A 14,097-nucleotide genomic window follows, 5' to 3' on the forward strand; every position below is an offset into this window, starting at 1 on the left:
CGGCTTGGCCTTGGCAGCCACCGGGGCAGGCGCGGGCTTGGCCGCGGGCTTCGGGGCGGCCTTGGCGGCGGGCTTCGGCGCCGGCTTCGGCGCGGCCTTGGCGGCGGGCTTGGGTGCGGGCTTGGCCTTGGCGACCGGCTTAGCGGCCGGCTTGGCCTTGGCCACGGCCTTCTTCACCGGCTTGGCAGCCGGCTTGGCGGCCGGCTTGGCCTTGGCGACGGGCTTGGCGGCCTTCTTGGCCACGGGCTTGACCACCTTCTTGGCGGCCTTCTTGGCGGGCTTGGCGGCCGGCTTGGCCTTCGCAACCGGCTTCTTCACCGGCTTGGCGACCTTGACGGGCTTCTTGGCGGCCGGTTTGGCGGCCTTCTTGGTGGTTTTCTTGGCGGCCACTAGGGCGATTCCTCTCTTTCCTTGAGGCTCGAAGGCGGCGTGTTATAGCCTAGTCCTCCACGAGCAGCAACCTTATGCCGGCCGCCCCGCCGGCGCAATCCGTGAAAAAGCCCGTCATCCTGCTGCTGCGCGGCTACAAGCTGGCCATCAGCCCCCTGCTGGGCCAGCGCTGCCGCTTCTATCCCAGCTGCTCCACCTACACCATGGAAGCCGTGGAGCGTTTCGGCGTGCTGCGCGGCGGCTGGCTGGGCGCCAAGCGCATCGGCCGCTGCCATCCGCTCAACCCCGGCGGCGTGGATCCCGTTCCCGAGACCTGGCCCGGCGAGGACAAGCCATGAGCCGACGCCTGGCCCCGGGCCTGCTGGCCGCCTGGCTGCTGCTGGCCGTGGCCTGCCCGGCGCGCGCCGCCACGCAGTTGCCCGAACGCGTGTCCCAGGGCGACCTGGTGCTCGGCCTCACCACGCCCGGCAGCCAGGTGGCCTACGGCGAACGCAGCCTGCGGGTGGACGCACAGGGCCGCTTCGTCTTCGGCGTGGGCCGCGATGAAACCGGGCCCGTGCGCCTGACCGTGCTGCACGCCGACGGCCGCATGGAAACCATCGAGGCGCCGGTGCAGCCGCGGCAATGGAAGATCGAGCGCGTCGACGGCGTGCCCCAGTCCACCGTGACGCCTTCGCCGGAGATCGCCGCGCGCATCGCCCGCGAGCAGGCCGAGGTCTCGGCCGCGCGCGAACGCGACGACGCCCGCAGCGACTTCGCCGCCGGTTTCCGCTGGCCGGTCACCGGGCGCGTCAGCGGCGTCTACGGCAGCCAGCGCATCTACAACGGCGAACCGCGCTCGCCGCATTCCGGCCTCGACGTGGCCGCGCCTTCCGGCACGCCACTGCGCGCGCCCGCGCCGGGCGTGGTCACCTTCGCCAAACCCGACCTCTACCTCACCGGCGGCACCGTGCTGATCGACCACGGCCACGGCGTGAGCTCGAACTTCCTGCACCTGAGCCGCATCGACGTGAAAGTCGGCGAACGCGTGGACCAGGGCCAGGTGATCGGCCGGGTCGGCGCCACCGGCCGCGCCACCGGGCCGCACATGCACTGGGGCATGAACTGGTTCGGCGTGCGGGTGGACCCGCAGGCCCTGCTCGACCCCGCCGGCAACCGCTGAGCCATGACCTCCGGCCTTGGTGGCCGGCGGGGCATCTGCCACTATCGGGCCGGGGCACACGCCCCGGCGATCCGCGAGGTTTCCATGCGCCAGCCCGTCCTGCTCGCGGCATGCGCCGCCCTCCTCTCCCTCCCCGCCCACGCGGTGCCGCCCGATGGCGGCCATGCCATGCCGGCGGACGCCGCGATGGACCAGGTGTCCGAGGCGCAGGACCGGCGCATGGTGGAGAAGGTCGCCGCCAACATCGAACGCCTGCGCGCCGAGGGCCGCCTGCCCGACGGCGTGGCGCCGAAAGTCGGCGGCCTGGCCTGGCCGCTGGGCCCGGTGCCTGGCCCCGGCGTGGATTGGCACGGCATCTCCGGCTTCGTCGACCTCAACCTGGCCTGGCCCAACCAGATCCGCGACTACACCTGCGGCACCCGCACCTACGACACCAGCGCCGGCTACAACCACCGCGGCACCGACTACTTCATCTGGCCCTTCCCCTGGCACCTGATGGACACCGCGCCGGTGGACATCCGCGCCGCCGCGCCCGGCACGCTCATCGAGAAGCAGGACGGCTACAACGACCGCTCCTGCAACTGGGACGCGCCCGACACCGCCAACTACGTGATCATCCTGCACGCCGACGGCACCATCGCCCGCTACCTGCACATGAAGCGCGGCAGCGTGACCCCCTTGCCCATCGGCACGCAGGTCGCCGCCGGGCAGGTGCTCGGCAAGGTCGGCAGCTCGGGCATTTCCACCGGCCCGCACCTGCATTTCGAAGTGCGCGCCAGCAACAACGTCAACGCGCCCACCGTGGAGCCGCACCAGGGCGCCTGCAACGCCTCCAGCTCGACCTGGGCGCAGCAGCGGCCCTACCGCGACCCGGCCATCAACCGCATCAGCACCCATTCGGGTGCGCCGGTGTACCCGAACTGCCCGAACACGGTGGACCAGCCGAAGTTCAAGGACGTGTTCCAGCCCGGCGACCCGATCAGCTTCCTGTCCGCCTACCGCGACATCGGCCGCGGCATGCTCAGCAGCTTCCGCGTGCTGCGCCCGGACGGCAGCCCGTTCGCCAGCTGGACCTTCGACATGGCCGAGGATCCCGGCGCGCCCGCGTACTACAACGGCGCCTACTGGTACTGGAACAACACCCTGCCCGCCAACGCCCCGCAGGGCCTGTGGACCTACGAGGCCGAGTTCGCCGGCAAGGTGAAGCGCCACCATTTCCGCGTCGGCAGCGCGGTGAACGCGATCAACGACATCCGCGGCCTGATGGGCGCGTGGTTTGAGCCCAGCACCAGCGGCCAGGGCATCGAGGTGCTGTGGATCAACGGGGAAACCCTGCTGGTGTTCTTCTATGGCCACCAGGACGACGGCGGCAACATCTTCCTGCTCGGCCAGCGCACCGGGCCCTTCGACTACGGCCAGCCGCTGGTGCTGGAAATGCGCGCCACCACCGGCGGGCGCTTCAACCAGTTCGACGCGGCCGCCATCCAGCGGCCCGTGTGGGGCAGCCTGACGCTCACGTTCGAGAACTGCGACCGCGCGCTGGCCGAACTGGCCGGCGCCGACGGCAGCAAGGTGATGGTGCTCGAGCGGCTGGGCCGCACGACCGGGCTCAGCTGCGACTGAGCCTCGCCGCGGTCAGCGCGAGGCCAGCCCGTCGGGCAGCGCGGTGTAGCCGCCCGGCACGCCCTTGGTCGCCACGGCCACGGCGTCGTGCGGGTGCAGGCTTTCGTGGTGCGAGGCGCGCAGCCAGAAGTCGCTGATGCGCTCGTCGCGCTCCAGCGCGGCCTGCATGCGGCGGGCGGCGTCCTCGCAGAACATCAGGTTCTGGCCGTTGAGCAGGGCGAAGGCCTGCTCGTCCACGCGCTTCACCGCGGTCTGCACCGGCGTCTTGAGCGCCTGCTCGATTCTGTCGATGATTTCCACGATCGGGAAGTTCTGGAACGAAGGCACCAGCCGCAGCTTCACTTCGGCGTAGCTGCGCTGGCTGTGCGGCGTGGCGCGGATGCCCTGCTCGGTGCCCAGCCAGGCCAGCACGGCCTCGCGGTCGAGCGTGCCGCCCTCGGCGAAATCGTTCGCGAACTGCTCCTGGATCAGCTGGCGCGCCAGCGCCGCCGAACACGGGCAGGTGCTGGAATACGCCACCGTCAGGCCCAGCTCGAGCGCGAACTGGCCGCGGTCCATCACGCCGGTGATCGACACCGGGTAGGTCTTCCAGCCGCTGTTGTCGCTGGCCAGCGCCGGGCGGCGCACCAGGTGCTCGAAGCGCAGGCTGACCATGGCGCGGTCGGACAGGTCGGCGTGCGATTCCAGGAAATCCTTGAGCAGGCGGCGGACGGCGCCCGGGGTGGCGGGCTCGTTCGACAGCGCCTTGTCGACATGGAGGTACAGGCGCGACATGTGGATGCCGCGCACGTCCGGGCGCTTGAGGTTGACGAAGGCGTTGACGCGCGCGCCGGCGGTGCTGGTGCGGCCGTCGTCGCCGGCCAGGCTCACGGGCATCTCGATTTCGCCCATGCCCACCCAGTCCAGCACGCCCGCATGGGCCGGCTGGGCTTCCTTGGCCACGTCGGGCAGCACGCGGGCGGTGTTATCGAGGTTGCTGGGGGCCACGGCGGCTCTCCTGGAAGATTCGATCGTCAAGCTAGATGGGGCGGGATGCAGGTTACGTCAACATGGCGGGCGAACCGCCGCGGCGCGACGCAACGTTGCGTCTCAGGCCCGCCGGGCGAGCCGCCAGGCCCGCAGCAGCGTGGCCACCGGGCCGGGCGGGTCGAAGCCGCGGCCCTTGGCCAGCCGGGCCAGGCGCGCGCGGTCGAAGCCGCTGCGCAGGCGCCGGAACAGGCTGTCGTGGGCGCGCGCTTCGGGCAGTTCGGCGGCCAGCGCGGCGGCCCAGTCGCGCAGCAGGGGTTCGCCCTGCCCAGCCGCGACCTGGGCCGCGGTGAGGCCGTGGCGGGCCAGCAGGTTCATCGGCAGCAGGGCCTGGTCGTCGGCGGCCAGGCCGGCGGGAAGGCGCTGCAGCAGCAGGTGCACGGCCAGGGCGCGGGCGTCGTGTTCGCCGGCGCGGGTGGCGAACACCGCCGCCTCCGCCTCCGCCAGCGCCGCGGCCAGCGGCATCACCTGCTGCAGGGCCTGGGCCACGTCGGCGGGGCGCTGTTCGTCCACCACCTGGCGCATCAGGGCCTGGCCCAGGCGCGGCCAGTCCGCTTCAGCGCCCAGCAGCGGCGCCGTCACCGGGTGGCGGCTGCGGCCGGCGGCCAGGTTGGCCAGTTCCTCGGCCCACCACTGGCTCTTCACCGCCGAGACGCGCACGTCGCTGAGTTCGAAGCCGGCCTCGCGCAATTCATGCACCAGCGCGCCCCAGGCGCGGAAGCGCGGGCGCTGGGGTTCCGGGCAGAACACCTCGGCCTGGGCCATTTCCGGCTCGCGCCGGTGCCACTTGGCCACGAAGTGGGCGATGGCCTCGTCGTGGCCGCTCATGGCAGCAGGGCCAGCACGTCGGTGGCGCGGGCGGCGACGTGGTCGGCCTGCCAGCGGTGCGGGTCGTCGCCGTCCTCGCGGTAGCCCCAGAGCGCGGCCACGCAGGGCATGCCGGCGGCGCGGGCGGCCTGCACGTCGCGCAGGTCGTCGCCGACGTACAGCGCGGTCGCGGCCTCGATGCCGAGCCGGTCGCAGGCGTGGAACAGCGGCGCCGGGTCGGGCTTGCGGGTGGGCAGGGTGTCGCCGCCCACCAGCACGGCGCAGCGCTGGCGCCAGCCGAAGCCTTCCACCACGCCGCGGGCCAGGCCCTCGGGTTTGTTGGTGACGATGCCCCAGCGGATGCCGCGCGCGTCCAGCGCCGCCAGCAGTTCGTCCACGCCGTCGAAGAGCAGGCTGTCCACCGCCAGCGCCTCGCCGTAGTAGCGCAGGAACACCGGCAGCAGCGGCTCGCGTTCGGCGTCGGAAAAATCGGGGAAGGACACGGCCAGCATCGCCCGGCCGCCCTTGGACACGACCTGGCGCAGGCGCTCGTAGGCCACCGGCGGGCGGCCGTGGTCGGCGAGCACGCGGTTCGCGGCGCGCGCCAGGTCGGGCGCGCTGTCCACCAGGGTGCCGTCGAGGTCGAACAGCACCGCGCCGGGCGGCTGCGCCATCAGGATTTCACCGCGCAGGCGAGGTAGTTCACCGCGGTCGGGCCGCCGACCCAGGCCTTGCGGCGCAGCGGGTCGTAGGCCAGGCCGCTGACGTCGTCGAGCCGCAGGCCGGCCGCGCGCAGCCAGCCGGCCAGCTCGGACGGGCGGATGAACTGCTTGTAGTCGTGCGTGCCCTTGGGCAGCAGGCGCGCCAGGTATTCGGCGCCGACGATGGCGACGGCGAAGGCCGCCGGCGTGCGGTTGAGCGTGGACAGGAACAGCTTGCCGCCCGGCTTGAGCAGGGTGGCGCAGGCCTGCAGCACCGCGCCCGGGTCGGGCACATGCTCGAGCATTTCCATGCAGGTTATGGCGTCGAACGCGCCGGGCATTTCCTGCGCCAGCGATTCCACCGACTGCAGGCGGTAGTCCACCTTGCGGCCGGATTCGAGCAGGTGCAGGCGGGCCACGTCGATGAGCTCGGGCGCGAGGTCGAGCGCGGTGACCTGGGCGCCCTCGCCCGCCAGCGCTTCGCTCAGCAGGCCGCCGCCGCAGCCCACGTCCAGCACGCGGGCGCCGGCCAGCGCGGCGCGGTCGCGCACGTAGCCCAGGCGCGCCGGGTTGAGTTCGTGCAGCGGGCGCTGCGGGCCCTGCGGGTCCCACCAGCGGCTGGCGAGCGCGCCGAACTTGTCGAGCTCGGCCTGGCTGGCGTTGGCGTGCGTTGCGTTCATGCGCCCCCCTTCAGGCCGGCGATGCGTTCGCGCCAGCGGCGGGCCTTGGCGCGGATGGCGTCGGTGTCTATGTCGAGCAGGCGGCCGCCGGCGACGCGCGCCTTGCCCGCCACCCACACGTCGGCCACCTGGTGGCGGCCAGTGGCGTAAACCAGCTGCGAGACCACGTGGTGCAGCGGCTGGGTTTCCAGCGGCGAAAGGTCGACGCACACCAGGTCGGCCAGCTTGCCCGGCTCGATCGAGCCCACCTGCTCGCCCAGGCCCATGGCGCGGGCGCTGCCCAGCGTGGCGGCGCGCAGCGCGCTGGCGGCGTCGAGCGCCGAGGCGTCGCCGGACACGCCCTTGGCCAGCAGGGCCGCGGTGCGCATTTCGCCGAACATGTCGAGGTCGTTGTTGCTGGCGCAGCCGTCGGTGCCGATGGCCAGGTTCACGCCGGCCTGCTGCAGCTTCGCCGTGGGGCAGAAGCCCGAGGCCAGCTTGAGGTTCGATTCCGGGCAATGCACCACCGACACGCCGCGCGCCGCGCACAGGGCGATCTCGGCGTCGGTGAGGTCGGTCATGTGCACGGCCATCAGGCGGTCGTTGACCAGGCCCAGGCGGTCCAGGCGCGCCAGCTGGCGCATGCCGTGGGCCTTCATGGCCTCGGCGTTCTCGTGCGCGGTTTCGTGGACGTGGCAGTGCACGACCAGGTCGAGCTGGTCGGCCAGCATGCGCACGCGCTCGAAGCCGGCGTCGTTCACGGTGTAGGGCGCGTGCGGCACGAAGCACAACGACACCAGCGGGTCGCGGCGCCAGTTGTCGTGCACTTCCAGCGCCTTGTCGAAGTATTCGTCCTGGGTGCGGGCCCAGGCGGTCGGGAAATCAATGACCGGCAGGCCCACGAGCGCGCGGAAACCCAGGCGCGAGTAGGTGCTGGCCTGCACGTCGGGGAAGAAGTAGTTCTCGGCGCAGGCCGTGGTGCCGCCGCGCAGCATCTCGGCCACGGCCAGCTCGATGCCGTCGGCCACGAACTCCGGGCCGATCACCTGGCCCTCGACGGGCCAGATGTGTTCCTGCAGCCAGGTCATCAGCGGCAGGTCGTCCGCCATGCCGCGCATCAGCGTCATGGGGTTGTGGCAGTGGCTGTTGACCAGGCCGGGGATGAGCACCGAATCCGGCCGCCCCACCACCTCGGCGGCGGCGAAGCGGGCGCGCGCCTCGGCCCGCGGCAGCACGGCCAGGATGCGCCCGCCGCCGATGGCGACCGCGTGGTCTTCCAGCACCACGCCGTGCGGCTCGACCGGGACGACCCAGCCGGCTTCGATCAGGAGGTCGCAGGCCTGCGGCGCGGCGCTCGTGGTCATCCGGTCACTTCACCCGGGAGACGTACTCGCCGGAGCGGGTGTCCACCTTGATGATCTCGTCCTGGTTCACGAACAGCGGCACGCGCACCACCGCGCCGGTCTCGAGCTTGGCCGGCTTGCCGCCGCCGCCCGAGGTGTCGCCGCGCAGGCCGGGGTCGGTCTCGACGATCTTGAGCTCGACGAAGTTCGGCGCCTGCACCGCAATCGGGGTGCCGTTCCAGAGCGTGACCACGCAGGCTTCCTCGCCCTTGAGCCAGTTCTTGGTTTCGCCGATGCCGGCGGCGTCGGCCTGCACCTGCTCGAAGGTCTCGGGCTGCATGAAGTGCCAGTACTCGCCGTCGGAGTAGAGGAAGTTCATGTCGGTGTCGACGACGTCGGCGGCCTCGAGGCTGTCGGTGGCCTTCATGGTCAGCTCGACGGTGCGGCCCGACTTGATGAAGCGGTAGCGCACGCGGGTGAAGGCCTGGCCCTTGCCCGGCTTCACGTACTCGGTGTCGGTGATCACGCACGGCTCGTTGTTGACGATGATCTTCATGCCGTTCTTGACGTCGTTCATGCCATAGCTGGCCATGCGTATCTCCTGGGGTCGGGTCGCCCGCCACGGCGGGCGGGACGGCTACAATGGGTGATCTTTCCGGGCGCCCAGGCGGGCCCCGTCCAAGCCCGACATGATAACCGGCCCAGCCCTGTCCCTGCAGCAGACCCCCACCGCGCCCGCCCGCTGGCAGCAGCTCTGGCGCGACGCCGTGCGCGATCCCGCCGAATTGCTGGCCCTGGTGGGCCTGCCCGGCCTGGCCGCGCGGGTGTCGGCCAGCGCCGCCGCGCAGTTCCCCCTGCGGGTGCCGCGCGGCTTCGTGGCCCGCATGCGCCCGGGCGACCCGAACGACCCGCTGCTGCGCCAGGTGCTGCCGCTCGACGACGAGGACCAGCCGGCCCCCGGCTACGGCCTGGATGCCGTCGGCGACCTCGCCGCCAGCGGCGGCACCGGGGTGATCCACAAGTACCGCGGCCGCGTGCTGCTGGTGGCCACCGGCAGCTGCGCCGTGCACTGCCGCTACTGTTTCCGCCGCCACTACCCCTACGCCGAGCAGACGGCCGCCGCCGGCCAGTGGCGCGAGGCCCTGGACTACCTGGCCGGCGACGCCGGCGTGTCCGAGGTGCTGCTTTCGGGCGGCGACCCGCTGTCGCTGGCCACGCCCAAGCTGGCTGAGTTCACCCGGGCCCTGGCCGGCCTGCCGCACGTGCGCCGCCTGCGCCTGCACACCCGCCTGCCCATCGTGCTGCCCGAACGGGTGGACGAGGAACTGCTGGCCTGGCTGTCGGCGCTGCCGCAGCAGGTGGTGGTGGTGGTGCACGCCAACCACGCCAATGAAATCGATGCCCCCGTGGCCGCGGCCCTGGACCGCCTGCGCGGCGCCGGGGCCCACCTGCTCAACCAGGCCGTGCTGCTGCGGGGGGTCAACGACTCGGTGGCGGCGCTGGCCGACCTGTCCGAGGCCCTGTTCGCGGCCGGCACCCTGCCCTACTACCTGCACCAGCTCGACCGGGTCGCCGGCGCGGCCCACTTCGAGGTGCCCGATGCCGAGGCCCGGGCCCTGCACGGCGAGCTGGCCGCCCGCCTGCCGGGTTACCTGGTGCCGCGGCTGGTCCGGGAAGTCGCCGGGGCGCCGTCGAAAACCCCGCTGTGAGCCCGGCCAGGATGTTGCCTCCGCGGACATTCTGGTATTGTCTCAATCCCCCCGCGCAAGCCATTGATGCATAAGGAGTGACCCCCGGATGGCACAGCAGGACGCCGTGATCCGCCTGCTCCTGGTCGAAGACCGCCTGGAGGACGCTGAACAACTCATCAGCCACCTTCGCAACGGCGGCATGGCCGTGCGCCCGCAGCGCCCGGAATCCGAGGACGAACTCGTGCAGCTGCTGGCCAGCCAGAGCATCGACATGGTGCTGGCCGCGTTCGAAGCGAAGTACCTGCCGCTGGCCAGCGTGGTCGAGCGCGTCAACGCCACCGGCAAGGACATCCCGGTGATCGCCTCGGTCACCACGCTCGACGAAAAGACCGCGCTGGCCGCCCTGGCCGCCGGCACCCGCGACGTCGCCATCCGCCACCGCGCCGAGCACGTGCAGGCGGTGGTGCGCTCCGAATTCTCCGCCCTCACCGCCCGCCGCGGACTGCGCCACCTCGAGGCCTCGCTGCGCGAGACCGAGCGCCGCTGCGACGCGCTCATCGCCTCCTCGCGCGACCCGATCGCCTACGTGCACGAGGGCATGCACATCCGCGCCAACGACGCCTACCTCGAGATGTTCGGCTTCGAGGGCTTCGACGAGATCGAGGGCCTGTCGGTGCTCGACCTGATCGCGCCCCAGCACGCCGACGGCTTCAAGCAGCTGCTCAAGAAGCTGGGCAAGGGCGAGGCCCCGCCCAAGCAGCTCGAGATCCAGGCCCAGCGCACCGACGGCAGCACCTTCGACGCGGTGATGGAATTCACCCAGGCCACCTACGAGGGCGAGAGCTGCCTGCAGATCGTGTTCCGCCAGCAGGTGGTGGACGCCGACATGGTCAAGGAGCTCGACACGCTGCGCCAGCGCGACCCGCTCACCGGCATGTACAACCGCCAGTACTTCATGGGCGAACTCGAGTCCGCGGTCATGCGCGCCACCGAGGGCAAGGACCGCCAGGCGCTGCTGCTGGTCGAACCGGACCACTACGAGAACCTGCTGGCCGAGATCGGCCTGGCCGCCGCCGACGACCTGATCAAGGGCTTCGCGCTGCGCCTGCAGGGCGCGCTCGACGCCGACACCGTGGCCGCCCGCATGAGCGACCACGGCTTCGCGGTGCTGTGCCTGGCGCACGACCACAAGCAGAGCCAGGCCCAGGCCGAGCGCCTGCGCGAGGCCTTCAAGGACCACATCCTGGAAATCGGCGAGCGCTCGGTGAACCTGAGCGTCAGCGTCGGCGGCGTGCAGATCGGCGAGAAGATCGCCTCCGTCACCCAGGTGATGGCCAAGTCCAGCCAGTGCCTGGCCTCCTGCGAGGGCATGGGCGGCAACCGCATCGAGATCTTCGACCCGGCCGCGCGCGACCGCGCCGAGGAAGAGCGCATCCAGGCCTGGGTGGCGCGCATCCGCGAAGCCCTGGCCAGCGACCAGTTCGTGCTGCACTACCAGCCGATCATCAGCCTGACCGGCGCCGAGGAAGAGAACTACGACGTCTACCTGCGCATGAAGGGCCCGGGCGGCGAAATCATCCCGCCGGTGACCTACCTGGCCATCGCCGAGGAGCACGGCCTGCTCGACGACATCGACCGCTGGGTCGTCGCCCACGCCGTCGGCGTCATCGCCGAGCGCGCCAAGGCCGGCAAGCACACCAACCTGTTCGTGAAGATCACCCCGGCCTCGCTGGTCGAGGGCGGCCTGGAGACCCACATCGCCGAGCAGCTCAAGGCGCACGGCGTGCCGGGCGACCGGCTGGTGCTGCAGATCCCGGAATCGAAGGTCTTCACCCACCTCAAGGCGCTGCAGTCGTTCCAGAAGGCCGTCTCGGCCCTGGGCTGCCGGGTGGCGCTGGAGCAGTTCGGCACGGGCCTGAACTCGTTCCAGATGCTCACCCACTTCGAGCCGGCCATCCTCAAGATCGACCGCAGCTTCATCATGGAACTGGGCAAGAACCCGGACGTGCAGAAGCAGGTGCGCGGCATCGTCGAGAAGGCCCACGAGGCCGGCAAGCTGGCCCTGGCCGAGTTCGTCTCCGACGCCGGCACCATGAGCGTGCTGTTCGGCATGGGCGTGGACTTCGTCGAAGGCAACTTCCTGGCCGCCGCCGGCCCGCAGATGAACTACGACTTCGGCTGATCCGGGCTTCGGATCGCCTGAAAAGCAATGGCCCGGAAGCGCAAGCCCCCGGGCCATTTTTTTTACCTCACATCGAAGCGGGCATGTCGCGCAGGGCCTGGATGCGCTCCGCCAGCGGCGGATGGGTCATGAAGAGCTTCTTGAGGCCGAAGCCCACGGCGCCGGAGATGCCGAAGGCGCGCACTTCGTTGGGCAGCGTGCTCTGGCCGTAGGTCTGGGCCAGGCGCTGCAGCGCGGCGATCATCTTGTCGCGGCCGGCCAGGCGGGCGCCGCCCGCGTCGGCGCGGAACTCGCGCCAGCGGCTGAACCACATGGCCACCACCGAGGCCAGCACGCCGAACACCAGGTCGAGCACCAGCACGATCAGGAAGTAGAAGGGGCCCGTGCCACCGTCGCGGTTGCCGCTGAGCGCGGCGTCCACCGCGCGGCCGACCACGCGCGCCAGGAAGATGACGAAGGTGTTGAGCACGCCCTGGATGAGCGCCATGGTCACCATGTCGCCGTTGGCGACGTGGCTGACCTCGTGCGCCAGCACCGCCTCGGCCTCGTCGCGCGACATGCTGCGCAGCAGGCCGGTGGACACCGCCACCAGCGCGTTGTTGCGGCTGGGGCCGGTGGCGAAGGCGTTGATCTCCGGCGCGTCGTAGATGCCCACCTCGGGCATGGCGATGCCGGCCGCCTCGGCCTGGCGGCGCACGGTGTTCAGCAGCCAGGCCTCGCCTTCGTTGCGCGGCTGGGCGATCAGGTGCATGCCGGTGCTGCGCTTGGCCATCCACTTGGAAATGGCCAGCGAGATGAAGGCGCCGCCGAAGCCGAACACCGCGGCGAACAGCAGCAGGGCGCCGTTATTGCCGAGGGTGACGCCGAAGACGTTCTGCAGGACGCTCATCACCAGGCCGAGCAGCACCAGCACGGCCAGGTTGGTGGCGAGGAAGAGGGCGACGCGCTTGAACATGGGGGTTCCGTTCGTTTGGCTGGGGCGGAAAGTCCGCCGTTCTGGGGTTAAATGTACGCAGTGACGGTTAATTTCAAGTCGTGATGGCCCCAGCCACGCCCTACCGCGGTCGTTTCGCCCCCTCGCCCACCGGCCCGCTGCACTTCGGGTCGCTGGTGGCCGCGCTGGGCAGCTGGCTGTTCGCCCGCCACCACGGCGGCGAGTGGCTGGTCCGCGTGGAAGACATCGACCCGCCGCGTGAAGTTCCCGGCGCCGCCCGCCGGCAGCTGGAAACCCTGGCCGCCTTCGGCCTGGTGGCCGACCAGCCCCCCGTGTTCCAGAGCCAGCGCGGCGAGCTCTACGCCGCCGCGCTCGCCGGCCTGCTGGCCCGCGGCGAGGCCTTCGAATGCCGCTGCAGCCGCAGCGAGCTGGAAGCCGTGGGCGGCATCCACCGCGCCTGCGTCGGCACCGGCGGCGACCGCCAACCCGCCATCCGGCTGCGCGTGCCCGACGAGGTGCTGGGCTTCGAGGACCGCATCCAGGGCCACTTCGAACAGGCGCTGGCGCGCGAGGTCGGCGACGTGGTGCTGCGCCGCGCCGACGGCTTCTGGGCCTACCAGCTGGCGGTGGTGGTGGACGACGGCGCGCAAGGCATCACCGACGTGGTGCGCGGCGCCGACCTGCTCGATTCCACGCCGCGGCAGATCCTGCTGCAGCGGCGGCTCGGCCTGCCCACGCCCGGCTACGCGCACCTGCCGCTGGTGCTGGACGCGCATGGCCGCAAGCTCGGCAAGTCGCTGGCCGCGCTGCCGGTGGACGCCGCCGACCCGGGCCCGGCGCTCGCCGCGGCCTGGTCGTTCCTGGGCCAGGACACCGCGCACTGGCCAGGCGGGCTGCCGCCGGCGAAGGCGCTCGGGCGCGCCCTGCCCGCCTTCGACCCGGCGCGCATCCCGCGCCATGCCGCGCCGTTTTCCGCCGAAGCCGTCACGAAGCCGTGAAGGCCCGGCAGGGCGTGCTTGCATGGCGCGCCCCCATGCGGGATGCTCCAAAGCTCGCCTGCCGTCGCGAACTTCCGGTGCCCTGCATGTCGCACGTCCGCATCATCAAGAAGTACCCGAACCGTCGCCTGTACGACACCGAGATCTCCAGCTACGTGACGCTGGAGGACGTGCGCCAGCTGATCGTGGACAAGGAAGATTTCGTCGTGCGCGACGCCCGCAGCGGCAACGACATCACCCGCAGCGTGCTGATGCAGATCATCGCCGAGCACGAGGAGCACGGGCAGCCGATCTTCACCACGGAACTGCTGACCCAGGTCATCCGCTTCCGCGGCGATTCCATGCAGGGCCACCTGGGCAACTTCCTCGAGCGCAGCCTGCAGTTCTTCCTCGAGCAGCAGCAGAACGTGCGCGGCCAGATCGGCCAGCTGGTGGGCCAGGCGCCGTGGTCGCTGCTCAACCAGCTCGCCGAACGCAACCTCGAGCTCTGGCGTTCCTTCCAGCAGGGCCTGGGCAGCGGCACCGGCAATACGCCGCCGCGCAAGCCGGCCCGCCCCGCCACCAAGCCGCGCACGCGCTGA

Annotated in this window: 15 protein-coding genes; 7 read left to right on the plus strand and 8 right to left on the minus strand. The window is 71.4% G+C overall.

Annotated elements, in window-relative coordinates:
- Nucleotides 1–390, minus strand: a 390-nt coding sequence (locus tag N790_RS07615; protein WP_211251969.1) for a hypothetical protein, incomplete at its 3' end; no start/stop codon positions are given.
- Nucleotides 391–491: 101 nt separating this feature from the next.
- Between N790_RS07615 and yidD the strand changes: the two genes are divergently transcribed.
- The 3 genes from yidD (at nt 492) to N790_RS15220 (ending at nt 3,175) form a co-directional block, all read left to right on the plus strand.
- Entirely contained in the window at nt 492–728 is a 237-nt protein-coding gene (gene yidD, locus N790_RS07620; RefSeq protein WP_043802849.1) for a membrane protein insertion efficiency factor YidD, read from the plus strand.
- Complete coding sequence (locus N790_RS07625) at nt 725–1,552, plus strand: M23 family metallopeptidase (RefSeq protein ID WP_043802788.1); 828 nt, start codon at nt 725–727, stop codon at nt 1,550–1,552. The genes yidD and N790_RS07625 overlap by 4 nt, the downstream gene beginning before the upstream one ends.
- A gap of 84 nt (nt 1,553–1,636) precedes the next feature.
- On the plus strand, nt 1,637–3,175 hold the full coding sequence (locus N790_RS15220) for a peptidoglycan DD-metalloendopeptidase family protein (protein WP_052385784.1): 1,539 nt from the start codon (nt 1,637–1,639) through the stop codon (nt 3,173–3,175).
- Between the two features lie 12 nt (nt 3,176–3,187).
- Here the strand turns inward: N790_RS15220 and folE2 are convergent, their stop codons facing one another.
- The 6 genes from folE2 to efp form a co-directional block, all read right to left on the minus strand.
- Complete coding sequence (folE2, locus tag N790_RS07635; protein WP_043802791.1) at nt 3,188–4,162, minus strand: GTP cyclohydrolase FolE2; 975 nt, start codon at nt 4,160–4,162, stop codon at nt 3,188–3,190.
- A gap of 102 nt (nt 4,163–4,264) precedes the next feature.
- Nucleotides 4,265–5,029: an isoprenoid biosynthesis enzyme family protein gene (locus N790_RS07640; protein ID WP_043802794.1), complete on the minus strand. Its 765-nt coding sequence runs from the start codon at nt 5,027–5,029 to the stop codon at nt 4,265–4,267.
- Complete coding sequence (gene gph, locus N790_RS07645; RefSeq protein ID WP_425388028.1) at nt 5,026–5,688, minus strand: phosphoglycolate phosphatase; 663 nt, start codon at nt 5,686–5,688, stop codon at nt 5,026–5,028. Before gph ends, N790_RS07640 begins: the two co-directional genes overlap by 4 nt.
- Nucleotides 5,682–6,389 carry a bifunctional 2-polyprenyl-6-hydroxyphenol methylase/3-demethylubiquinol 3-O-methyltransferase UbiG gene (ubiG, locus tag N790_RS07650; protein WP_043802799.1) on the minus strand — a complete coding sequence of 236 codons (708 nt, stop codon included), beginning with the start codon at nt 6,387–6,389 and terminating at the stop codon, nt 5,682–5,684. The genes gph and ubiG overlap by 7 nt, the downstream gene beginning before the upstream one ends.
- A complete protein-coding gene (locus N790_RS07655; protein ID WP_043802801.1) occupies nt 6,386–7,732 on the minus strand; it encodes a TRZ/ATZ family hydrolase in 1,347 nt (448 codons plus the stop codon). The genes ubiG and N790_RS07655 overlap by 4 nt, the downstream gene beginning before the upstream one ends.
- 4 nt (nt 7,733–7,736) lie before the next feature.
- On the minus strand, nt 7,737–8,303 hold the full coding sequence (efp, locus tag N790_RS07660; protein ID WP_043802804.1) for an elongation factor P: 567 nt from the start codon (nt 8,301–8,303) through the stop codon (nt 7,737–7,739).
- A 97-nt stretch (nt 8,304–8,400) separates the two neighbouring features.
- On the opposite strand from efp, the gene epmB reads away from it, so the two are divergent.
- Nucleotides 8,401–9,420: an EF-P beta-lysylation protein EpmB gene (gene epmB, locus N790_RS07665; protein ID WP_043802807.1), complete on the plus strand. Its 1,020-nt coding sequence runs from the start codon at nt 8,401–8,403 to the stop codon at nt 9,418–9,420.
- 88 nt (nt 9,421–9,508) lie between these two features.
- Nucleotides 9,509–11,584 (plus strand): EAL domain-containing protein, encoded by a 2,076-nt coding sequence (locus N790_RS07670; protein ID WP_043802810.1) that lies wholly within the window; start codon nt 9,509–9,511, stop codon nt 11,582–11,584.
- 67 nt (nt 11,585–11,651) lie between these two features.
- Here the strand turns inward: N790_RS07670 and htpX are convergent, their stop codons facing one another.
- Nucleotides 11,652–12,539: a protease HtpX gene (htpX, locus tag N790_RS07675; RefSeq protein ID WP_043802812.1), complete on the minus strand. Its 888-nt coding sequence runs from the start codon at nt 12,537–12,539 to the stop codon at nt 11,652–11,654.
- A gap of 83 nt (nt 12,540–12,622) precedes the next feature.
- On the opposite strand from htpX, the gene gluQRS reads away from it, so the two are divergent.
- Together gluQRS and phaR are read left to right on the plus strand one after the other, a co-directional pair.
- Entirely contained in the window at nt 12,623–13,516 is an 894-nt protein-coding gene (gluQRS, locus tag N790_RS07680; RefSeq protein ID WP_043802815.1) for a tRNA glutamyl-Q(34) synthetase GluQRS, read from the plus strand.
- A gap of 86 nt (nt 13,517–13,602) precedes the next feature.
- Nucleotides 13,603–14,097, plus strand: a complete 495-nt coding sequence (gene phaR / locus N790_RS07685; protein ID WP_084062768.1) for a polyhydroxyalkanoate synthesis repressor PhaR — start codon at nt 13,603–13,605, stop codon at nt 14,095–14,097.

This window comes from Arenimonas malthae CC-JY-1 (genome assembly GCF_000747075.1).
In the GTDB taxonomy this organism is placed as follows: domain Bacteria; phylum Pseudomonadota; class Gammaproteobacteria; order Xanthomonadales; family Xanthomonadaceae; genus Arenimonas; species Arenimonas malthae.